The organism is Clostridium beijerinckii HUN142, assembly GCF_000621745.1.
GTDB classification, from domain to species: Bacteria; Bacillota; Clostridia; order Clostridiales; family Clostridiaceae; genus Clostridium; species Clostridium beijerinckii_A.
Genome location: NZ_JHXK01000009.1, coordinates 66,719 through 90,464 on the forward strand (window position 1 = coordinate 66,719; position 23,746 = coordinate 90,464).

Annotated in this window: 22 protein-coding genes and 1 pseudogene; 3 read left to right on the top strand and 20 right to left on the bottom strand. The window is 28.1% G+C overall.

Going from position 1 to position 23,746, the window contains the following annotated elements; all coding sequences use genetic code 11:
* Window positions 1-2 precede the first annotated feature (2 nt).
* A complete protein-coding gene (locus T483_RS0103540; RefSeq protein WP_026885594.1) occupies window positions 3-851 on the top strand; it encodes a 2-oxoacid:ferredoxin oxidoreductase subunit beta in 849 nt (282 codons plus the stop codon).
* A gap of 160 nt (window positions 852-1,011) precedes the next feature.
* Here T483_RS0103540 and T483_RS0103545 read toward each other — a convergent pair whose 3' ends face one another.
* The 10 genes from T483_RS0103545 to T483_RS0103595 all read right to left on the bottom strand — a co-directional run bounded on the left by T483_RS0103545 (window position 1,012) and on the right by T483_RS0103595 (window position 11,218).
* Window positions 1,012-1,818 (bottom strand): nitroreductase family protein, encoded by an 807-nt coding sequence (locus T483_RS0103545; protein ID WP_026885595.1) that lies wholly within the window; start codon window positions 1,816-1,818, stop codon window positions 1,012-1,014.
* Between the two features lie 403 nt (window positions 1,819-2,221).
* Entirely contained in the window at window positions 2,222-2,800 is a 579-nt protein-coding gene (locus T483_RS0103555) for a TetR/AcrR family transcriptional regulator (RefSeq protein ID WP_026885596.1), read from the bottom strand.
* Between the two features lie 294 nt (window positions 2,801-3,094).
* Window positions 3,095-4,228: a DUF4179 domain-containing protein gene (locus T483_RS0103560; protein ID WP_242841793.1), complete on the bottom strand. Its 1,134-nt coding sequence runs from the start codon at window positions 4,226-4,228 to the stop codon at window positions 3,095-3,097.
* Window positions 4,225-4,791: a sigma-70 family RNA polymerase sigma factor gene (locus T483_RS0103565; RefSeq protein ID WP_026885598.1), complete on the bottom strand. Its 567-nt coding sequence runs from the start codon at window positions 4,789-4,791 to the stop codon at window positions 4,225-4,227. Before T483_RS0103565 ends, T483_RS0103560 begins: the two co-directional genes overlap by 4 nt.
* A gap of 152 nt (window positions 4,792-4,943) precedes the next feature.
* The gene (locus T483_RS31480; RefSeq protein WP_196244841.1) at window positions 4,944-5,111 is read right to left on the bottom strand and encodes a hypothetical protein; all 168 of its coding nucleotides are present in this window, start codon (window positions 5,109-5,111) and stop codon (window positions 4,944-4,946) included.
* 99 nt (window positions 5,112-5,210) lie between these two features.
* Window positions 5,211-6,182 carry a CPBP family intramembrane glutamic endopeptidase gene (locus T483_RS0103575; RefSeq protein ID WP_026885599.1) on the bottom strand — a complete coding sequence of 324 codons (972 nt, stop codon included), beginning with the start codon at window positions 6,180-6,182 and terminating at the stop codon, window positions 5,211-5,213.
* A 155-nt stretch (window positions 6,183-6,337) separates the two neighbouring features.
* Window positions 6,338-7,648: a sensor histidine kinase gene (locus T483_RS0103580; RefSeq protein ID WP_026885600.1), complete on the bottom strand. Its 1,311-nt coding sequence runs from the start codon at window positions 7,646-7,648 to the stop codon at window positions 6,338-6,340.
* 12 nt (window positions 7,649-7,660) lie between these two features.
* Window positions 7,661-8,368 (bottom strand): LytR/AlgR family response regulator transcription factor, encoded by a 708-nt coding sequence (locus T483_RS0103585; RefSeq protein WP_026885601.1) that lies wholly within the window; start codon window positions 8,366-8,368, stop codon window positions 7,661-7,663.
* 794 nt (window positions 8,369-9,162) lie between these two features.
* Complete coding sequence (locus tag T483_RS0103590) at window positions 9,163-9,927, bottom strand: flavodoxin family protein (protein ID WP_026885602.1); 765 nt, start codon at window positions 9,925-9,927, stop codon at window positions 9,163-9,165.
* Between the two features lie 643 nt (window positions 9,928-10,570).
* On the bottom strand, window positions 10,571-11,218 hold the full coding sequence (locus T483_RS0103595) for a CatA-like O-acetyltransferase (RefSeq protein WP_026885603.1): 648 nt from the start codon (window positions 11,216-11,218) through the stop codon (window positions 10,571-10,573).
* Between the two features lie 269 nt (window positions 11,219-11,487).
* Here T483_RS0103595 and T483_RS0103600 point away from each other — a divergent pair, with 269 nt between their 5' ends.
* On the top strand, window positions 11,488-11,805 hold the full coding sequence (locus T483_RS0103600; protein ID WP_026885604.1) for a hypothetical protein: 318 nt from the start codon (window positions 11,488-11,490) through the stop codon (window positions 11,803-11,805).
* Window positions 11,806-11,987: 182 nt separating this feature from the next.
* Here T483_RS0103600 and T483_RS0103605 read toward each other — a convergent pair whose 3' ends face one another.
* The 7 genes and pseudogenes from T483_RS0103605 to T483_RS0103635 all read right to left on the bottom strand — a co-directional run bounded on the left by T483_RS0103605 (window position 11,988) and on the right by T483_RS0103635 (window position 19,168).
* Window positions 11,988-12,422 carry a hypothetical protein gene (locus tag T483_RS0103605; protein WP_026885605.1) on the bottom strand — a complete coding sequence of 145 codons (435 nt, stop codon included), beginning with the start codon at window positions 12,420-12,422 and terminating at the stop codon, window positions 11,988-11,990.
* 12 nt (window positions 12,423-12,434) lie between these two features.
* Window positions 12,435-12,983: a LytTR family DNA-binding domain-containing protein gene (locus tag T483_RS0103610; RefSeq protein WP_017210326.1), complete on the bottom strand. Its 549-nt coding sequence runs from the start codon at window positions 12,981-12,983 to the stop codon at window positions 12,435-12,437.
* Window positions 12,984-13,125: 142 nt separating this feature from the next.
* Window positions 13,126-13,656, bottom strand: a complete 531-nt coding sequence (locus T483_RS0103615) for a hypothetical protein (RefSeq protein WP_026885606.1) — start codon at window positions 13,654-13,656, stop codon at window positions 13,126-13,128.
* Window positions 13,649-15,031 carry an NAD(P)H-dependent oxidoreductase gene (locus tag T483_RS0103620; protein ID WP_026885607.1) on the bottom strand — a complete coding sequence of 461 codons (1,383 nt, stop codon included), beginning with the start codon at window positions 15,029-15,031 and terminating at the stop codon, window positions 13,649-13,651. Before T483_RS0103620 ends, T483_RS0103615 begins: the two co-directional genes overlap by 8 nt.
* A gap of 503 nt (window positions 15,032-15,534) precedes the next feature.
* Complete coding sequence (locus T483_RS0103625) at window positions 15,535-17,337, bottom strand: MutS family DNA mismatch repair protein (protein ID WP_051560283.1); 1,803 nt, start codon at window positions 17,335-17,337, stop codon at window positions 15,535-15,537.
* Between the two features lie 213 nt (window positions 17,338-17,550).
* Window positions 17,551-17,922, bottom strand: a pseudogene (locus T483_RS28705) (aldo/keto reductase); the annotation flags it as partial.
* A 394-nt stretch (window positions 17,923-18,316) separates the two neighbouring features.
* Window positions 18,317-19,168, bottom strand: coding sequence for an NAD-dependent epimerase/dehydratase family protein (locus tag T483_RS0103635; RefSeq protein ID WP_026885609.1), 852 nt, complete (start codon window positions 19,166-19,168; stop codon window positions 18,317-18,319).
* 140 nt (window positions 19,169-19,308) lie between these two features.
* Between T483_RS0103635 and T483_RS0103640 the strand changes: the two genes are divergently transcribed.
* Window positions 19,309-20,142, top strand: a complete 834-nt coding sequence (locus T483_RS0103640; RefSeq protein ID WP_026885610.1) for a helix-turn-helix transcriptional regulator — start codon at window positions 19,309-19,311, stop codon at window positions 20,140-20,142.
* A 149-nt stretch (window positions 20,143-20,291) separates the two neighbouring features.
* On the opposite strand, the gene T483_RS0103645 is transcribed toward T483_RS0103640, so the two are convergent.
* The 3 genes from T483_RS0103645 to yidC form a co-directional block, all read right to left on the bottom strand.
* Window positions 20,292-20,879, bottom strand: coding sequence for a zinc dependent phospholipase C family protein (locus tag T483_RS0103645; RefSeq protein WP_026885611.1), 588 nt, complete (start codon window positions 20,877-20,879; stop codon window positions 20,292-20,294).
* A gap of 142 nt (window positions 20,880-21,021) precedes the next feature.
* Entirely contained in the window at window positions 21,022-22,203 is a 1,182-nt protein-coding gene (locus T483_RS0103650) for a glycosyltransferase family 4 protein (RefSeq protein WP_026885612.1), read from the bottom strand.
* Window positions 22,204-22,696: 493 nt separating this feature from the next.
* A complete protein-coding gene (gene yidC, locus T483_RS0103655; protein WP_026885613.1) occupies window positions 22,697-23,341 on the bottom strand; it encodes a membrane protein insertase YidC in 645 nt (214 codons plus the stop codon).
* Window positions 23,342-23,746: the final 405 nt, after the last annotated feature.

The following is a 23,746-nucleotide window of genomic DNA, read 5'->3' on the forward strand; positions in this document are numbered from 1 at the left end:
ATATGAGTGAACAATTTCGTACTTACGAAACAGCTTGGTGCCCAGGCTGTGGTAATTTTAATATATTAGAAAGTTTAAAAAGAGCGTTAACTGAATTAGGAAAGGACCCTTATGAAGTTTTAATGGTTGCAGGAATTGGCCAAGCCGCTAAGTTGCCTCAATATATAAGTGCTAATAGTTTCTGTGGTTTACACGGTAGAGCAATACCTGCTGCAGTTGCTGCTAAAATGGCAAATGATAATCTAACAGTTATAGTAGATTCTGGCGATGGTGATACCTATGGAGAAGGTGGAAATCATTTTATCCATAATATAAGAAGGAACACTAATATAACTCATTTTGTTCATGATAACCAAATATATGGTCTTACAAAAGGTCAAGCCTCTCCTACTTCTGGAATAGGTCTAGTAACTGGGGCTCAAACTACTGGAAATATCAATGCCCCATTAAATCCTGTAGCTTTAGCTATAACACTTGGAGCAGGCTTTGTTGCCAGAGCCTTTAGTGGAGATATGGATCAGCTTGTTTCAATTATGAAGGAAGCAATTTCTTATAAAGGATATGCTATGGTGGATATTTTTCAACCTTGCGTAACTTTTAATCATATTAACACTTTCTCCTTCTATAAAAATAGAGTTTATTCTTTAGATGAAAATTACGACCCTAGCAATAAACTTGCTGCACTAGAAAAAGCAATGGAGTTTGGAGATAAGATTCCAACTGGAATTCTATATAGAGAAGATAAGGAAAGCTTTAGTGAAAGAAATGTTGTTTTAAATAAAGGTACAGCTCTTATTGACAGACCTTTCAATCCTTCTATTATAGAAGAACTTACTTCTCAGCTTGTATAATTTAATTTATAGTTATGAGCATTAAAGATTATTTCAGCAAACAAACTTGATATAAAAGAGCAATAACAAATTTGTTATTGCTCTTTTATCCTTTTTGAATAATTATAAAATATAACCAAAGGAATAAAACTAATTTCACTTATTTGACCTATTTAATAATTTAATTTTCAAAAAAAGAAGCTGATAGCGGTTGTCTTTCTGTAAATCTTTTAAAGCTATGTTTAGGATATCCTATCATTACAACTCCTGTTATCTTCTTTTTCTCTGGAATATTAAAAATCTTGTACATTGGCGAATTATCACTACGAGCACAAATTTCAAATACTCCTGCCCAACATGATCCAAGCCCAAGAGATGGCGCATATAATTCAAGATATGACAATGAGAAAATTGAATTTTCTCTACCATTACGAAAATCTTCATCAGCCAAAGTTAAAATTATACTAGGTGAATCTCTTAAAATAGTGTCAACTTTATTATTCTTGTAGCCGCTAATCATTCCTGCTAATACCTTACTCAAAGTTTCATTATTTTCAAACCAGTTAATGCATTCATCAACTGCTAATTGAATTGTTTTTTTATCATCTACTATTAGATATGATATACCTTGTGAATTACTTGCAGTTGGGGCTAAATGTGCAACATCAACAAGTTGCAATAACTTTTCTCTTTCAACTGGTATATTCTTATATGAACGAATAGATCTTCGTGATCTAATAAAATTCTTTGCTTCTTCTGGATTTAGCTTTTTGATTTCTCCTACCTCGCTTTGCATAGATAATGGGGATTTCTTATTATCTATAGCTTCTTTTGGACATACAGCCACACAATGACCACATTCTATACATGCATTAGGATTGACTTCTTTTGGACCATTAGCTTCTAGTTTTAATACTCCTGTTGGACATTCCACCACGCACATTCCACATTTTATACATTTTTCTTCATTTAAAGTTATTAAACTCATTTTTATTCACTCCTTATTAATTTTTGCAATCGCATAATGATACGAATACACTTAATTTTTATTTAATTTATAATACATGTTAAAAAATTTTTCCCAAAACTTGCTTCTTCCCATTAATTTTTCCTTTTAAATCATGTCCAGTAATTTCCCATAAATGTATCACGTCTTATTATCACCTCCTTTAGCCATGCTTAGTATCTTTTTGAGAACAATCATTCTAATTGATCTAAAAAAAATTATGTATTAAATAAATCAGAAAATCTACTATATCATGGGCTTTTCTTTGTTATCTAAATTTCTTGTATTATTGATTTGACTGGTTCTTATACTTTTCTACTATGTAAAAGGGCTCAGCGGAACATAAACAGTTTTGAGAACGCTCATTCTAATTAATGTAAAGAAATTATTTATTTAATAAATTCATAAAAAAATCTGCTATACGATGTAATTTTTCTTTGCTCGCTGACATTCTTAACTGCACACGAATTCCAAGCAATGTATTTTGAAGTATTTCTGATAAAACTTCTGGATCATAATCACAAGAAAATTCACCTGTTTGTTGTCCTTTTCGAACAAGATCAACAAGTAGTTGTTCTGTTTGCATAAATATATTTTCTATTTTTTCTTCTATCTCTTTATCCCTAAGAGCCATCTCCGTTGCTGAATTTACAATTAAGCAACCCCATTGTTTATCTTCATATCCTTCAATCGTAAAATCAAAGATAAATTTTATAGCTTGTTTTACTGTTTCAGCATGTAAAATTCCAGACTGCATTTTGTTTTTTATTAATTCTGCATAAAAATCTACGGTTTTTAAAAATAATGTGTGCTTATCACCGAAGGTGTCATATAAACTTCTACGATGGATCCCCATATGCTCTACTAAATCGTTCAAAGATGTCTTTTCGTAGCCCTGTTTCCAAAATAATTCCATTGCTTTCTGAAGAACTACATTTTCATCAAATTCTCTGCTTCGTCCCATCAAGTTCCCTCCTTTATAGAATTAATATTAACATTTTGAGAACGAACGATCAAGAATTATTTACATACTTATCATGCCTATATTTTCCCACATTACATGATGGAGGCAAAGCGCACCTGACCTCCAATCAGCAATCTAATTATTGTAAATTCATTACCCACTTATGATGCGTTTCACCATATCAATAGCAAATGATACCACTTTTTCTTAATGTATTAAATTACTTATAACTGTAAAAATCCAAAGGAAACATTTATATTAAGTGTTTCCTTTGGATATATTTTTGAATATAGCTTACTCTATGCTTATAGTTTTATCAAGAAGAATTGAATCTCCAACTTCCTCATATCCATCATCTGAATTTTTAATAGTTTCCTTTTGCTCTAGTTTATCCTTATATATAATAACTCTTAAACTCTTACAATCCTTAGATAAAGCACCGAAATAATTTATTTTTTTATTTCCATCAAGTGATCTCCCGCTATCAGGTTTAAGGTTTCTATTTTTATCATCAATTACTTTCATATTATAATGCTCATTATCTGGATTAGTACTATTTATTACTACACTAAATGGTGTAACCTTAATAGAATCTATTGAAAATCCATTATCTGTTTTATAATTAATATCTATATTTTTACTTATAGATTTATCTACTTTAACTGGCACCTTAAATGCCCAATTTCCATTAAAAATTTGATTTTTAGGATTATTATAAAAAACAGGTATCGTTAATGAAGTAATTTTAACTTCAAAGTCAAAGTTATCAGGAATTTCTTTACCTAATGAATTTAGATAATATTTTTTCATACCTATAAATGTATGTTCATCTATGAACTTTCCATCTAATCCAGAAACCTTACCCATAACTAATTCATTATCAGAAAAATTCACCTTATGATATGCTTCATTTTCTAAAAGTTGATCACTATCTAGTGGCTCATTTCCATTTAACTCATACTTAAAAGATTCCTTACTTTCAACTTTATATGCTACATATAATCCTTCTCCATCACATAAAATATCTGATAAGGTAACCTTTATTCCATTATCTGATACAACTTCATTTAATGATGCAGCATATTTAGAGTAATCTGCTGGAGACTCAACATTTTTCTCAATTACTTTAAATATACTTCCGATTATAGGCAGTTTTTCAGCTAAAGCTGGATTTATAGCTCCCACGGTAAATACAAAACTAATGCTTGCTGCTGCAATAGTAATACGTTTTATTATAGTATTTTGTTTTTTATTAATTTTAATATTCTTAAATACTTGCTTCTTAATTTCTTTTATATCTTTTGAAGTTACTTCAATATCATCTAATTCAAGCTCTTCTTCTAAAATATTCACATTGTTGAGTATCTCTAATAATTCCTTTTCATTAATTAATTCGCTTGTGCAAGAATCTTTCGTCGCATCCATCATATCATCTCCCTTTTTACTTTAGATAACATTTTTTCCTTTAGGCGTTTTCTTCCGCGCCACAATCTGTTATCAACAGCTTGTCTAGTTAGCTCTAAAGATTTAGCTATTTTCTCAATAGATTCCTCCAAGAAATATCTCCTAATAAAAATCTCGGAATCTATTGTTCCAAGTTCCTTAATTATCTTTATAATTTCATCCTTATTTTCTGATGCCAATATATACTCTTCTGTGTCATTAAGGGCAGTAGTATTATAATGATTTATATTTTGAATATTATAATTTTTAATTAGCTTTTTTCTATAATCGATCGCTTTATACTTTGAAATTGCAATAATCCATGATTTGAAGCTAGCTTTCTGATTATCATAAGTTTTTATATTATACCAAACTGCTGTAAATACATCACTTACACACTCCTGAATGGATTCTTTATCTCCAAATGAATTTAAAATATTATAAATGATTTTATAGACTAACTTTCCATAGTTATCAATTGCATAATCCAAAGCATCAGAATTCCTATTTTTAATTTCTTCTGCTAGGTTTTGTTCCCCTACTTTCAATTCTTCACCTCATTTTAACCTCTATTATGTCTGAAATAATACTTTCCAGACGTCTGATTTTCATATCAATTATTAAATACTGCTTAATTACAAATAATCTCCCACATATTCAAAAAGTTTTACTTTTAGTTATTAAAAAACTTTATAGTAAATTAACTATAATATATTTTATAAATGATCTTTTTGCTTTTTTCTTTATTAAATCGTATATAAAGTCCTGTACTTACATAACTTTCCATAATTCTTCTTCTAGAAACAAAAGAAGAAGAACCTTCATCATCTCTATCTGGACTTGGTTCTCCTCCGTTACTTAAGTACATTATTAAGTTATAATATATATTAAGCTCTATTTACCACATATAATATCTACATTCATTATTTATTTTCTTACCAATCTTTTAACGATATCAACTACTAAATTACAGTTTAGCAATATCACTTACTACAATAAGCAAATCTAAAAGAATTACCAGAATTATTGTAAAAGATGTAAAAAATCTTAACATTATCCCCTTTTCCATTTTATTATTTTCCAGCCACTCTTTAATATAATCTTTATAATAAACAAAAGCCATTATTAATATTATTGTAGAAATTACAATAACAATTATGCTAATAATATTTACTGTATTTTCACTCACATGAGAATTGATATCCGAAAGTACTTGAACACAAGTATTATTTAACATATGTAATAGGATAGTTAGTTTTATTGAATATTCTGTAGCTAGATATCCTAAGATTATACCAATTATTATTGCCATGAATACTTGATAAAAGTTACCATGCATTAGTCCAAATAATATTCCCGAAGCTAATATAGCAAAACGTCTTCCATATTTCTCAAGACTCCTAAGAACCGCGCCTCTATAAATAAATTCTTCAATAATCGGTCCTATTATACAGCTATACATTATCATTGATATTACTGGTTGATTGATGTCTTTTAAAATGTCTAAAGCAGAATTTGCGCTAAACCCAATTGTATTTAATCCCCATTCTAACCCATCCGTAAATAATCCCAATAAATTGTTAGCTGCAAATAAAATAATAAAGCTTATAGTCACAATTTTTAATGTAAATTTTCTATTTACCACTTTAAGATCATATTGAAAAAATTTCTTTCCTCTATAAACTAAAATTGGTATAAATGCAATTAAAACTACTAAAATACTACTTGTCCCTTGAAAGCTAGGCTTATTAAATATATTATCAATTTGTTCATCACTTATATTGGAATTCTTTATTATTTCAATTACTGCAACCCCTATACCTAATGCAATTATAATTCCATATAGAAGTAATTCTTTTAAAATTAAAGCAATTCCAAGTTTATTAAAATCCTTCTTCATTAATTTTTTAATAGCCTTAGCCTCATTATTATTAATCATTTAATTCACTCCCATTTTCTTGTTTGATTTTCTTTTATTTATCTAATCCAATATTACTATTATAAAAAGATTCTCTTCTAAATTATTACGTGAATTGTATAAATTATGGAGTGAAATGATAAATGCATAAGTTACCGGTGGTAATTTGTTACTTTCTAATATGCATTATTAGCCAAAACAATCTCAAGTTCAAACAAGTCATCAGCGACCTTAATTTTAAAATCACCATTATATTCATTAACAGCAGCCCTTATATTTTCTAATCCAAAGCCATGATTTTTTTCATCCACTTTACTTGTTTTTATTATATTTTTATTTGTTATTTTTAATTTTCCTTTTACTGAATTTGTAAAACTTAAAACAAGAAAATTCCTACTATTTTTAATTTCTATTTTTATTTTTCTCATAGAAGTTTCTTCAATTTTTATACAAGCTTCAATAGCGTTATCTATTGCATTTGCAAATATAGTACATATATGAACAGGTTTAATTAAAAGACTTTCGCAAAATACTCCTTCTAATTCGAATGAAATGTTATTTCTTTCCACAATTGAATATTTTTCATTAATAATCGAATCTGCAATGGAATTTCCAGTATTAAAAATAGTGTCCACTGTGATTATGCTATCCTGTAAGTTTTTTATATAATCATTCAATTCATTATACTTCCCCTTACTGCATAAATCACTTAGGCATATCAAGTGATTTTTCATATCATGCTTTAGACGTCTTGTCTCTTTTTGAGAGTTTTTATAGGCTTCAAAATGCTGAAGCTGTATTTCCATATAGTATTCATTTAGTTTACTAATATTTTTATAATGCCTAGCTGACTTACTCTTTATAATAGAAATAACAGTAGTCACATCCATTGCAATAGTAACAAGATCGACAATTATAAAAATAAGCTTATCTGTTACTTTGTCAAATATAATATTTTTTTGTAATTCTTCACTAGCTATTACTATTATTAAAGATAATATATTGGCAGATGTTATTGAAAATACATCCCACTTGTTAAGTTTAAAAAAATAATTTATTCCTATTTTACGATTAATTACGATTATCAAAATAACATCTAATAAAGTTCCCAAGTATATAGCTGAGTTTTCTAACCAAACAAAAATAGATATAGTACAAAATATACTATATAGCAATGATACCATCAATCCTGGAAGCAGCATAATGAATACAGTCGGAACAATATATATTATCTTTTTAAAGCCACTAGCTCCATAGGATAAAAAGATAATTATTATTGTGAAGATAATCATTAAAATTAAAGACTGCTCTCCTTCAAACATTGACTTTTCTACAATTCTAATTAAAACCTGACTTAAAGCACAACATATCCATACTTTTTTCTTTAAATTGATTTCGTTGCAAAATAAAAATTTTATTACATATAAAAATGCCATAATGTCTAATGTGCTGCTAACAGATTCTAGTATAAAGTTTAATACTTGCATTTACCACCTCTCCTACTTTGCAGTTCTCTTAATATATAAATATAAGTTTTCTTTAAATTTTTTATACTTTAATCTGCTAATTAATATTAGTTCATTATTTTCTAGAGTTACTCCTTTAGTATCAAACTTCTTTACATAACTCAAATTAACAAGATATCCTCTATGAGTACGAAAAAATCCATCTTCCTTCAATTCTTTCTCAAAATCGTTTAAATTACGCCTTTCGATATAACAGCTATCAGAGGCGTGAATATATATTTCTTTATCATGAGCCTCTATATACCTGATGTCTTTTATCTTCAATAAAACATCAGTATCTCTTTGATGAACAAGAATTCTTCTTGAGCTTGACATTTGCCTCTTTATACTCTCAATAGCTTCTATTAGCTTATTCTCTTGAATAGGTTTCGTCAAAAAACGAAATGCAGAAACCTCATATCCAGCTGCTGCATATTCATTATGGCTTGTTAAAAATATTATTGGTATATCAGTATCTATCTTACGAATTTCCTCAGCAGTCTTTATACCATCAAGCCTATTCATTTCAATATCTAAAAAGATCACATCATAATTAGATTGTCCTCTTTCGTATAATTTTAAAAATTCTTCTCCAGATGAAAAACTATTAATAACAATATCTAGATCTTTATATCTTTCTTCTATAAGTTGTACTATTTTCTCTCTAAATAGTACCTCATCATCGCATACAGCTATACGCAATTTACCACATCCTTTTTTAACTCTTGTATTTAGATAAATTCAAAAGGCAATTTGACTTTTCCCCTTGTTTTACAAAAAATATATACATCGAAAATAATCAGCTCTGCTGCATATGATGAAGTCTTATGGTAACTTTGGAGCCGCTATCCATTTTTACCTACATTATTGATCTTTATTTATTCTTCTTCTAATCACAATAATAAATTTTCACCATAATTTTCCTCAACATTTATTATTTTACCACATTGTGTAATTCAAACAAAACTCTAAGCAAAGCTTAATTACACTAACATTGCGTTATTTAATTTTCATAAATTAAAATACCCCCTTTATACAAACAGTTTTATTATTTAACTGTCTACTATAAAGAGAGCATATCAATTTACTTAACACCTTTTTTATATTGTCCTTGACATAGGTCTCAGATTAAATCTATCATCATCGACAAGTCTTCTAATTATTCAGAGCCATCTATTTTTTTATCAAAAGTTTCTCCCATTTTAGATCTTATTTCGATTTGTCCTTTACCCATTTGAAAAATCCACCGTAATTTTATTATCCGCTCAAAACTTTCATCTCCAAATATGAAGATCTGTTTTTCTGTCGCAAAATCAAATAAAAATCCAAGGCTTTTTTAAATATATAGCCTTCAAGCCCCCATTATTTCAGTATATTCTTCAGAATATTAGAATATATATTGTAGTATTGCGTAATACTTGTACAACAAAAAATACCACAAATTCATTTTATTGAATAATGCGGTATCCTGATTTATTATTTCATTAAGTTTAACATCACTTCAATATTCTACTAATAAGAGAGACAATGGAATTTTTGATTTTTCCCATATGCACTTTATAATAATAATTTTCTTTACTATCCAACCATCCCTTATCACTCCAAAATTTAAAATCAGCAGAACTTTGTGGTGCCTTTGAAAATGCCCTTTGCTGTATTTTGAAAGTTAAAAGTTTAATAAACGATGGCTTTATAACCTCTGTATTAATTATTTTGCTGTAGAACAAATCCACTTGTTTATTCAATTTTTTCATTTCCTTCATTGACTTTATATTATCCTTTTCATGCAGTGGAGCATAAGTTAATCCAACTTTTGTACAGGTTATAAATCCCATTGTGCCAATTATAAAGGATAATATACTTCCCACAACTCCTAATCCCACCGCACCCGTTGATATTACTACCATCGCCTTCTTCCCATGAAAATCAGGTCGGTGACATCTATAAGCAAAACGATCTAGAAAGTTCTTCATAATCCAGGATACATTGTAAGTATATACTGGCGATCCAAATATTACAGCATCTGATTGTTTCATTTTAAATTCAAGGTCATTCCTATCGTCATTTAGCGGGCAGTTTTCTTCGCCTTTTTCAATGCATATAAAGCAACCTTTGCAGGTATTAATATCGGCCTTACCTAATTGCACATATTCAAATTCAATTGTATTATTCTTTTCTACTAATTTTTGTTCAATTAGTTTAACAGTCTTATAAGTATTACCGTTGATTCTGGGACTCCCAATTATAGCCAATATATTCATATCTCTTTCCCCCAAATATTTCACTCATTAATAATTTTACAATTTGTAAGACAATTAAATTTCGTCCAAATATATTTTCATTATAACATATTTTGTAAATACCACATTATTCAATTTTCAAAGATCATTATTTTCATTAATTACTACTTACTTTCTACATATTGTGTATTTCAAAAATTCATTTAGGGAATTTTTCGTGTACAAATATGGGCATGTGGTCTAAAATAGAGCCTTCGATTAAGTTTTGCATAGTAGGGGGGAATATAAATTTAAATCTGTTTTCATTCGTCCCTTTTTAGAATTACGATGTATTTTAAGTATAAAAAAAATACCACGCTCTATTCTTGATTACGAAATAGTGTGATATTCTAATTTACTATTATATTTTCAGACATAATAACTTCTATGAATTACTCTACAAACTTACTTTCCTTTACCTTTATTAATAGCAAATATACTACAAAAAATAGCTGCGCATATTGCAAACCAAAGTGCATTACTAATTTTAAATTCGCCCCTCAAATTTAAATTTGCCTTTTAGTTAATTATATCATATTTTGTAAATATCAAACTATTCAGTTTTCCAAGATCATGTTTTTTTATTTACTACATCAAATCTACCTATTAAGTAAATGATCTGAGTTTATTTTAAATATAGTTCTGGATTTAATGATATTTCTTTTACATCTGAAAAAAATAGTGAGCAATGATATCCATCAGCAACTGCATGATGAACCTGAATGGTTACTGGCATGATAATTTTATTACCCTCTTCAAAAAATTTTCCCCATGTTACCATTGGAAACAGAAAAGAGCTACTTCCTTCATTGTTTACATTAAACGATGTGTAATCAAACCAAGGCAGGCATGAAACAATAAAAAAATTATTTTGAAATTTTGTTGTAAAATTGGCATCCTGTTTGTAATTGTTTAAAGCATTTTCCATGTCTCCATAAAAGCTTAAAAATTTATTATTAAATGGTGTATACAAATCACTCATTACTTTAGTCTTATCATTTAATACAGAATAACTTGTACCAATTTCATCAAAGAATCCTAATCTACCTTCCTCATCAAATGCCATTTTAAATTCTTGATAACTATTTATAACCTTTGAAACAACCCATGTAAAAGTTGGATAAAATCGTAACTCGTTAGTTTTTATGTAATTATAAAGATTTGTAATCTCAATATCAACAGTTATACTGTATGTACATTTTGCATTATTAAAGAAATGATTAAAACATTCTTTTCTAGCCCAAGTATTCATATTGATTATATTAAATCTCATATTTTATTTTCTCCTTGTATTTAATTTTTACATTCGTATTTTTTATATTTCAAGATTACGAAACCTATTATTTTATAGTCTTCCCCTTTAAATCATTTACCATTATAAATTAATTATAGCATAAACTGTAAGTCACATTATTCAGTTTTAAGGGAGCATATCTTTTATTTTCTATTCATAATATACATATTGAATATTTTTATTGTACTTTCACATAATAATTTTAGGTGCTTAATATGCTCTAAAATATATGAAAGAAGGCTTATCAAATGAAAAAATTTATATATATTCTTTCTACCTTTCTTCTTTTATCATTTACTTTTAATACAGTAAATGTAGCAGCTCAACCAAAAATGTATTCCCAAGGCTTTTATACTATGAAAGATTTAAATTTAAGTGAAAATGTTAGTTATAAAGTTCAGAACAATCAGCCTTATGTTGAAGGACTATTAATAATTCTTGATTCTGATAAAAAGATACAGCAACTTTTACGAATACCAGCTAACGCCACTCAAATTCCTATGATACCTCTTAAATATGACTATAAATTTATAATATATAATAATGTTCTTTTGTCTTTCTCTTAAAATAGACTTTTGTAGCATCCTTTTTAATTCTATATCAAAACTTAAGCTTCTTAAATGAGTCTTTTTCATAACTTATATTTATAAGAGGTACAATATCCGCAGATTTGGCTTCGATACAATTTCCTAGAGAAGAACAAAATCGCAACTTCACTCTGAATATTGCGACCTCTATAATTTTTTATTTAGTTTTTTCTTAATAACTGCTTTTTTTTGCTCATAAGTTTTGAATTAAATTCTAAATTTCTTTTATATGAATAATAGCAAAAACTCATCCCCAAAAACTCTGCCGTTATTAAAATAGATATTAGCTCTATAATTGAAACAATTTTTTTATAAACAAAATAGTAGTAAATAGATGGTAAGCAGGAAATCCCCCCTATTACTATAAATACACAAACAAAAGCTAGTAATGCACTTTTTTGTTTTATTCCAATTAGATAAATAAAAACAAATCTAGAAATAGTACCAATAACGCCTCCAATAATTGAAAACATAATTAATTCTTCTATAATTCCTGCATTTATATTCTTAACAATCATTTGAGTCATTCCAACAACTATTCCAAGGAGCATGGATATAATAAGATTAAATAAAAAATCCTTTAAATTCTGTTTCATTATTTACACACCTCACAATCCGAGATATTGCTTAAAGTTATTTAGATATTTTCTTGTAACATATACTTCTTCATCCATATCTATAAGCTTTAATATAAGCTTGCTGTTAAACCATGAAATTATTCTATCTACTTTCACTATATTTACAACAAAGCATTTACTTACTCTTATGAAACCTTTTGCTTCCAATCTTTCTTCAAGTTCATAAAGCTTTTCTTTTACTTTATACTTTTTATCCTTCGTCATGCAAAAGACCTCATTTCCCATAGCTTCGAAATAATATATCTCATCATAATTTAATACTTTAAGCTCATCCTCATCACATCTTCCTGTGATTATATTTTTAGCTTCTTCTTTGCTGCCTGAAATAGAATCTAAATAACCAATCAAAATATTTATGGTTTCTATATCAAAATATATCCCTATTTTGCCGCTCTTTAAATCAAATCCTTTTTCAATTAAACATACATCAGCATTTTCATTAATCTTTATTTTGCGATTTGTAAGGATTTCTTCCAGCATTCTTTTTAGATTTTCGCTGCAAATTAAATCTAACTCCATGTAATTTCCCCTTTTGCTTTAAACTTCGAGCAATGCCTTTTTGAGAAGGATATATTCAAAACTTAAACTCTATCCTCTTGGGGATGTTCAAAAAAATATACATAGCATCTTTGACTTGTTATTTTCCTTCACATCCCCTACCTTAAACTTCAGGCAATACCCCTGGAATTATAATTGATAGCATAATTCCTAAAATCACCAGCCCATTCATAATTGTAATAGTCATAATATTATGTCCTGATAATTCTATAATAGCATTAATTGAATAAATTACAGCCCATATTTTTGTTATTACTATATTAACTTCTATAAATAAAGTAGATTTTCCAAATTCCTTTTCATATCCCCTTCTAGCATCATACATTGTATAAGGTTTTCCCAGCATAATTGAAATAAAGCCTGTTAATGCTAATACTATATATGAAGTTAAATATTTATATTCCATAACGGAATTAATTCCTAAATAAAAATATAATATATTAGAAATAGTAAAATAAGCTACTAGTACTATCGACATGATTCCTATATTTTTATTAATTATATCTCTTATAAAAAGCATCAGTATAGAAGCAAATCCCAAAACGAGGCATAAATTACTCGAAATACTCCAAAAGAGCATTAAAGGCAGAAAACTTAATGTTACATTTAAAAATGCTTTTGAACTACTACCCATTATTTTTTCCTCTATCTTTCTCAAGTGCCTTTTTATGACCTGTGATCATGAAATCAACCATATTTTTCTGTACATGCTCCTTGAATTTTTTTCTTTTCATAAGATATCTCATAACTTTCCCTTGAGCTTTTTCTTTTAAAGGAACTTTTTTAATTAGCCTATTTTTCTTATAGTATTTATAATCTTCTAAGAAAATAGCTCCTAGCCCTCCTTCTATTGCATCTGCGAATAGTTTACTTCCAGCTATATTTAAAAATGTTTCAGGCTTGAAATAGTTTCTTTCAGAATAATTTATACTCATTTTAGCAAAAGCATATATTTGATTATCTATAAGAGAGTTATCTTCAGCTTCATCAGTGACAAATCCGATTAAATTGCCCCCCTGTGTATGAAACTCTAATATCTGTCTTAAATTTTGATCTTCACTTAATTTCCCTGAAATTATATATCCTATGTGTTTACCTCTGAATATAGGAACATGGTTATAGCGAAAACTTCTATCATAAATAAGCTTAAAACGTGAAGATAAATATCTATCTTTTATACTTCCTGCAAAAATGATTATATCTGCATTATTAATGATATGGTCTAAAAACTCCCTATAACCATCTTTACCATCATAAACACACTTATTTTCAGCAGCGCATTTGCAGCAGCCAAGACATGGCCCTTTTATATCAACATCATTAAGATTAAGGATTTCTACAGAACTCTTTATACAACTTTTATATTTATCAATCATCTCATTAAGATTAGTATCTTTTTTAGCTGCATCTGTAATTATAATTATTCTTTTATTTGTATCAATTACTTTGTCTGTTACTCCTGCACTATATTCAAAGTTACTTTTACTCACTGAATTATACAATTTACTAGTTGTTAAACCTTCATTTGCAAAATCAAGTAAATTTTCAAAAAACACTTTAAGCTCTTTTCTTCTATTTTCCTTAGTTAAATCCTGCATCTCATGAGATAAATATTCCACATAATTCATGCCTAAATCTTCAGAAATTGCTCTGATATAATTATGTGCATGAATATCTGCATAATGAATAGACGTAGAAAATGCAGCAGTATACTTATCCTTAAAGTAACTTTCAAATTTATTTTCAAATATAAGTTCAATAAATCTCTTATAATTAGAATTCACTAAGGCATGATATAGTGGAAATGCCCATATAACTGCATCTGCTTCCTGAACCTTTATACATAAAGCTTTTAGCTTTTCAGCATCTTCTTCATAACTTTTTACTTCTTTAACAATATGGATATACTGAAATTCATGTTTTTCATAATTTTGTTCCAAATACTTCATTGATTGCATTGTAACACTTTTCTCAAACTTCGGACTCCCATTTAAAACAACTATTTTCATAACCAATACCTCCGTTTTTTTATATTTTCATTCTATTAGAAAACATGAATTAAAACCATAGATTTTGCTTAAGATGCAATTTAAATTAAATAAGATGCAAAATAGAACCTCTACTCAATCCATTTTGGGTATTTTATTCACTGGTGAAATCCCCGGAACTTATGCCTTTATAGGGGGATTAATTGTACTTACAGCTATAAGTCTAAGAGAATTATGTATAAAAAAATAGTACTTTATGCTCTTATACATAATTCCACTTCAATTTACCTCCTCAATTAGTTGCTGATAGAATTAGTATATAAAATTTCGCATATTTACAGAGCTTATCATCAAACTTCCTCTAACAACAAAGCAAGAAAGAGAACCCCCTCCATCTGGACTTGGTTCTCTATTGTTACTTATTTAATTCTTTTCTCTATAATTTTTTCCATTATAATCTATTATCATTTCATATTTTTTTATAATCTTATACTTTAATTTATCTTAATAAAGTAAGTATTTAGTTATTTTAGCCTTATACCCGCTAACTTAATTAAATGTATAGCATTTCTAGTAGTTGATGCTCCTTCTCGAATTTTATAATCAAATTTTAATTCATCATTTAAATAATACTCTTTAAAATGATAATTTTTAATCTTAGAATATGTATTTTCTAAATCGCATAATTCTAAATCATGAGTAGAAATTAAACCTGATCCTCCATCTGAACCTAATTGCTTTATTAATGCCGTAGCACCATCATGTCTATCAATAGAATTAGTTCCCTTAAATAATTCATCTAAAATAAAGAATACTTTTCTATTTTCTTGTACCTCTTCAACTATTCTCTTTATTCTTAATATTTCAGCGTAAAAGGATGATATATTATTTTCTAAATTATCACTTGTTCGCATACAAGTAAAAATCTGCATTAATGAACATTCAAACTTTTTCGCGCACACTGGAGCTCCAATATAGCTTAATATTAAATTTATACCTATAGTTCTTAAAAATGTACTTTTCCCAGACATGTTTGAACCTGTTATTAGTAAAATATTTTTATTTTTATCAATTGTAATATCGTTACACACTCTTTTTTTACTTAAAAGTGGATGGCCAAGCTTCTCAGCCTTTATTATATAATTATTATCTGAAATTAAAGGCATAGCCCACTCTGGATTATCATAAACAATACTTGAAATGCTATTTAGTGCTTCAAATTCTCCTACAACATCAAGCCACTTTTTTAAATCTTTGCCTGATTTAATCCTCCATTTTTCAAATTTTATCATGCACTGATAATCCCATAACAGCAATATGTTAAATATTATAAAGAATGCATTGTTCCTGTTAGATATTTTATCATATATATTAGATAATTTTTTTACTGCATCTGCTGCATTTTCATCTTTGGATATCAACAAATTATTTTTTAACTGTTTCAAATGATTACTATTAAAATCCTTTTCTATAATTAAATTTAATAATTTAAAGTATATGTTTATATTATTTCTATATTTATAAATTTTCTCAAAAGCAGCACTTCTACTTTTTGAATCTATAAAAAAAATTGTTAATTGGACAGGTAGCATAATGCACACTAACTTAAAGTCTACTAAAGAAGTAAAGCAACTTAAAGTTATTAATAACACTGTAATGCATGGTAATAATCTAGCCAGCAGAATAAGCCATTTCTTAGTATATAATTCATTTCTAGCGTTTGACCATTCATATAATTCTTCTATATTAATACATTTATTAGAAATAATCATGCCTTCTGCTTCAAATAGTTGTCTCCACTCTAAAGAATTTGCTAGTTCCTGCAAAGATTTTTGCGTTTCCTTTATATCAAAAGGACTTTTTAATGGATTTATAAGCGTATTTTTTAAAGTTTGCCTCCCCATAAATGTTTTACTGGCATTAATCCATTGAAACAAAGAATTCTTCCCGAAAACATCTAAATCATTAGAATAACAATGTTCTTCATTTTTAAATTCGCTGCCATCATCCTCAAAACTATTCCACTCTCCACTTAATCTCTTTATAGCTTTTTCGTTTATATCTTTTAAAGCTATTGAATACTTTCTTTTATTTATTTCCTTATCGTGATTAATAACCAAATAAGTAAAAATAAGTAATTGTAAAATAAACACTCCTATGCCTATTAAATAACTCTTAATAGTAAAAGTATAATATGTTACACTTAAACCAATAATTAAGGTAACAATTCTTAAATACGCTATAATTCTTATTGATTTATCTTGCTCTTTAATTAAGTTAGCATATGTTTTCAAATTATTAACGTAATTAGTATATACACTACTCAATGTTTTTTCTCCAATCATATTTTATATATTTTGTTTTAATATAGATTAAAGAATTTAGCAATTCTTATATAAATGATATCTATATAAATTAACTATTACAAATCAATTATAACATATTTTGTAAATAGCGAAGTATATTCAATTTCTTTGTAGTATTGTTAAACAACAATCATTAAATTTACCAATTATTAGTTACAACTTTAGAACTTCATATCACTCTCTTATTATCTCTGGATGTTCATAAACTTCGTCAGGATTCATCCCAATTCTAAATCCGTCATTTAGTTTTTCAATTTCTACCATATCTTCTTTACTTATTGCAAAATTAAATATATCTAAATTTTCCTTTATCCTTGTTAATGTTGTTGATTTAGGAATAGTCACAACCCCCATCTGTAAATCCCATCTCAACACGATTTGAGATATTGTTCTTTGATATTTTTTTGCAACCTCTTGTAAAAGTGGAATCTGAAACACTAATCCCCTCATTAAAGTTGACCATGCTTCTAACTGAATATTATATTTTTTACTGAATTCCATCAAGTCCTTTTGAACTAGCCTTGGATGAAATTCTATTTGGTGAACCTCTTAACTCTTTCATCTTTTAAAAATGCCTTTATCTTTTCTTTCATATTTAATTTCTCCTGTTCCTTATAATAAAGGCAATAAATTTTGTACTATAAGATTAAGCAAAAAGCTATACATAACAGTTAAACTATTTATAAACTAGAATTTTTTCTCATTAAACAAAAAACAGTCATATCAATGAATCTTTAGCTAGCAGTAACTTCTACAAAGTCATGTACTAAAGCCTTTGATACGACTATTCTTTCTTAATTTTCATATATAAACAATTTACAATTAAAAATAGATCAATTAGAATTATGACATTGATAATTTTGCCATGGTTTTTTATAAAGAACTGATATTCTAATCGTTGTTTACATACATTTTAATATACCACTTTTTCAAATTACAACTATAATGCTCCCATATCTCTAGCAATATAAAGAGAAGGATATTTAGTATTGAAATTTAGTTCGCTTTTAATACGCGCTGTATCTAATATCATATCCCATTGGTTAAAACTTGGCCACCCACCATTTGGAGATACCCGCTCTGATTCCCCTTGTAGCTTATAAAACTCACCTACAGTAATAGGGTTATCATCAGCAACATTATATATACGCCCCCCAATACCAGGTGTACTAGCAGCAAGCAGTAATGCTTGACTGACATCTTGATGATGCACTACTGACATCGCTTTTGAAGGGTTCCAGTTACTTAGAAACGGTAAAATTTCTTGAATGTGTGGGTCATTATCACCATAAACAAATCCTAGTCTCATAATACGAATATCTAGTCCTTGTTCATGATATAATCCAAGTAGAGCTTTTTCTGCAGCCATTTTTGTTTTAGGATATAATGCCGTTGCTGTAAGAACATCATCTTCCATACATGGTCTATTTACTAGAGAATTGTTATATACATTGCCTGTGCTTGTAAAAACAAATCTTGTGACACCTGCATCTAATGCTGCTTTAGCGAGTGTAATAGTTGCATCTATATTGATGGCTTTAGCCATTTCTTCACTAATACCACCTCGAAATTGAGCTGCTATATGTACAACAGCATCAACACCTCGTACGGCTTCAATTAGATTTTCATTATCTAAAAGATCTCCTAATACTACTTCTGCCCCATGTTCTTTTAAAGTGGATGCACCTTCTAAATTTCTTACGAGAATACGAACTTCATGGCCTTGCTTAAGTAAATACGGTACAAATCGACTTCCAACCTTACCTGTTGCCCCTGTTACAAATATTTTCATAAATTAATTCACTCCCATCTAAATAGTTTTGTTCATCAGTTATTTTTATGTTATATTGCTAATATATCAGAGTTAAAATAATTCAACCATATTGTGGTTATCCTACGATTGAGAGTAGTAGGATAGGAGGAGGAAAATAAATGAAAGAAATTACATTACAGCAGTCGTTAGGTGAATTTTTGCGTGCAATTAGAGAACGCCTTACGCCAGAGCAGGTTGGATTACCTTCACATGGACGTCGCCGCACGCCTGGACTTCGTCGTGAAGAAGTGGCTCAGCTTGCTAATGTGGGAGTTTCTTGGTACACATCTATAGAACAAGGAAAAGATGTACACCCTTCTTATCAAATATTAGAAAGCTTGGCTACTGCCTTAAGATTATCCGAAGATGAACGCCGATATCTTTTTTTATTATCTAAATCTGATGAGATAGAAGAATCAAAAATTTATAAAGAAATTAGTACAGGATTAGAAAGAACTGTTTTCGCATTAGAACCTAATCCTGCATATATAATGGATAAATACTGGGATGTATTATTATGGAATCGTGCAGCAGAATTTTTATTTCGATTTCCTTCATATTCTACCAGCATAGATTCAAAACCAAACATATTACATCAATTTTTAATTGATCCATTCAAAAAAGAAATTAATCCAGATTGGGAAGAACGAGCTAAAATCATGATTGCAAGATTTAGAGCAGATTGTGCTAGGTATCCCCAGGATGCAAGATTAAATGAAATGATTGAGAAATTTAAGCAAGAAAATGAATTCTTCAGCAAATGGTGGCCTCGTTATGAAGTTAAAACTGTTACTGATTGTCATAAATTATGGAATCACCCTGAGATTGGAGAATTGGAATTTGAACATGTGAATTTGCAAGTATCAAACTGTCCTGATTTTAAATTGATGATTTATACTGCTTCACCTTCTACATTAGAAAAGCTTAAACAAAAAATATATTCTATCAAATGAATAATACATCATAATTGACAGCTCAATCATAAAAGATACTTTACATTATTAATTTACTGTGTAGATCAGTTTCGCACATTTCCTTAATAAATACGCAAAAGCCACTTTCCTTCTGCGTATTTATTTCAATCTGATTTTAAGCTTTAAATCTAAGTTTGCAATTGTTTCGCTGCAAATTTAAAATTCTTCACTACACTTAAATTTAAATTAAAAACATAAGAGCAAACCATAAATGTTATTTCAACACAATGCTTAATATCTAGTAAATATGACGCTTCTCCTTTTGCGTAATTATCTAAAATATTTTCAATTGATGCTTTTATTGATGACAGGCAATTTTTATTATTTAGAGGATTTTTAAACTTATCTTTTAATACCTCAAAATTTTCTAATAAATATTTTTGCAAATCACGTTCATATTTAATGTGAGATGCAATATTCCCCACTGATCCAGATTTATGAGCATTGCAACAAAAATCACATAAATAATGAATGATTATTCCTAGTTCCAGTGAAGAATATGCATTAAAATTTTTAACTGAAATAAGCTTTTCTAGCTTATTTATCACATAGTCAAATGATTTCTGCCTATAATGAGGGTGGGTCTTGACATGCCAGCTTTGATCAACCATAATTAAGCCGAATTTAAACATAAAATTTGAAAATCCTTGAGGTATCATTTTAATATTATTACTAAATGCAAGTTCCGCCAGTTTAACATGAGTTCTAACTTTCATAATAAAATTCTCCAATCTATTATTAATTTTTAGTTAAAAAGCTATTTATAGATACCCAATATATAATTCAGACTTATGTTATACCTTACCAAAATTATAAATACTTTGATTCTAAAAAACTATGAAGATATTTCTGGAATTTCTATACTGAAACTTTTTCATATTGGTTTTGCTTTATAAGTATATCTTTATAGACTTGTTCTACAATGCACGCAAAATGTTCAGATGAAAATTTTCTTGTTGATTCCATAGCACTAGCAGATAATCTTTCTCTTTTTAGCTCATTATAAAGAATTGAATCTAACTTTATAATAAGATCTTCTTGATTATAAAACATGTATCCATTTATATTATCTTTCAATACCCCCTCTAAGCATTTATCTGCTTTTGCTACTACAGGCAGCCCTGATGCTAGGGCCTCAATATAAGTAAGACCTTGAGTTTCGCTTTGAGATGCACTTACAAAAACGTCACCTATTTGATAATACACATGAATTTCATTCCATGGTCTTTCCCCTGAAAAAATCACCTTATTATCTATTTCTAATTCCTTTGCCTTATTTTCCAAAACACTCTTCTCTGGTCCATCACCAATAAGAAGAAACTTAACATCTTCTCTATCACTTAAATAAGATTTCATCGCCACTAAGATCTCCTCAATATTTTTTTCTTTTGATATCCTGCCAATATAAAGTAAAATCTTATCTTTTTCTTTAATTCCTAAGTTTTTGCGTAATTCTTGTACCATTTTAAGATTGTGATTTTGTTTAGAAAACTTATTAAGCTCTATTCCAGTAGGAATAATAGAAATATCCTTTTTTAACTTATACGATAGAAGTAACTCCTTCACCTTTCTTGTAGGAACAATCACTTTATCTGCTGAGCTGCAAAATTTAATACTTAATTTCCTTACTGCCATTTTTGCAATAGGATCAAATACTTCAAGCTTTGCTATATAGTGAGTATAATCTTCATATATAGTATGATAAGTGTGCACAAAAGGAATATTTAATTCCTTAGCCATAGCTCTTCCAAAAATACCAAGTGAAAATTCTGTATGAGTATGAATAACGTTAAGCCCTAACTTTTTTATAAATTTCGATAAACGTGGATTATAGAAAATTCCAACACGCCTAGCGCTAATAAAAGGAATACTTGGCACTCTATATACATTTTTTTCTTCACTATCTGCCTTAGGATCTGTGGTTGTAAACACATAAACTTTATGACCTCTCATTTCAAGATTCCTTTTTAACATCAATACAGAAGTTGCTACCCCGTTAATTTGTGGATAATACGTGTCCGTAAAAAGCCCTATTTTCATTTTCGTCACTCCTCATATCACACTCTCTTATAACCATAGTATAGGAAAGAAAGTTAAAATAGAAGCAAATCAATGTTAAACTATTTATAAACTACTGTAAATTTTTTTTACTATATCCATGCAGCAAAAAAAGCAGTTTCTATACTTTCTAAGAAACTGCTCTGATCGACTACTATATTAAATCCATTAAAAGAATTAAACCTTAAAAATGGAATTTATACTATTCTATTCTTTAGCATTATATATTTCATACTTATGTAAAGAAAACATTAAAAATTTGGTTGCTATATATGTTGTAATAATAAATTTACATTTAAATCTCCATTAAGCCAAGCACTCAATTAAGACTAAAATTTAGAAATTTAATTGCAACATATATATTATAAATTATTAAAGGTAACTAAATCTAATTTAGAATCAGTTACCTTCTGAATTTCTCTATAATTATAAGTTTAAAATAAATTTTACTTAAATATTATCAAACATTAGTTTTTTAAACTGCTAAACCTCTTCTTTTAGCGTATAACCTAAAAACTATTTCTTCAACAAATGAGAATAAGCTAGTAGTTATAAAATATATTCCTAAAGCAATAGGAGCTTTAAAAGTAACTAATCCACTTATTACAGTTGTTATTATGATGTTGGTTTTGCTTAGTTTTGCCTGAGCTTTTACTCTAAGAAAAGGTATATACGGTAATATGTTTGGACTAAGCATTGAAACTGCATATATTGCAGGTACTATAAATAGACTATCTGACATCTTTAAGCTAACAACCCAAGGTATAAGCGCAGTTCCAACCTGCATAGGCATATTTAAAATCACTCTATACAAATTAAAAACTATAGGTATCTGAAGTAAACTTGATAAAATACCTATCATTCCCCTTGCATTTTGCTTAAAGTACTTTTGAGTCTCAATTTCTAGCTTTTCCTTATTATTTTTATATTTTTCTTTTATTTCTTCAATACCCTTAGAAAACTCTTGCTGACTATACATGCTTAACTTTTGCTTAAATGATATTGGCATAAGAATCAGCTTAACCAATATAGTTAATAGTATAATTGCTATTCCTAAGTCTCCTGTAATATTAAAAAAATAATTAAGTGATAAGTTTAATAAATTTGAAATGATGTTCATATTATTCCTCCTAAAATTTAAAATAAATAAAAAACACCATTTCATTTAAAACTGTACTCAATACCGCCAAATATAATATTTTTCATATGATATATAATCATTTATTATCATAAATCTTGAATAATCCAAGTATTTAATATAAATCCTACTTACAACATTATAATTTAACTTTTTTCTACATTTTCTTAAATATGTAATTGTGCAAGTAATAATACTTATAAGAAACACCAAAACAAAAAATAAATGCATAGTATTCATTAACTCTGCTCTCATAAAATTACCTCACGAAATTCTATATATGCATCTAGTATATCACTTTAGAATTTATTTACAATAATTTCAATTTATGAACCTAAATTTTTCTTTTAATTGTTTAATAATTTATTTTAAAATTGATTCCAAGTT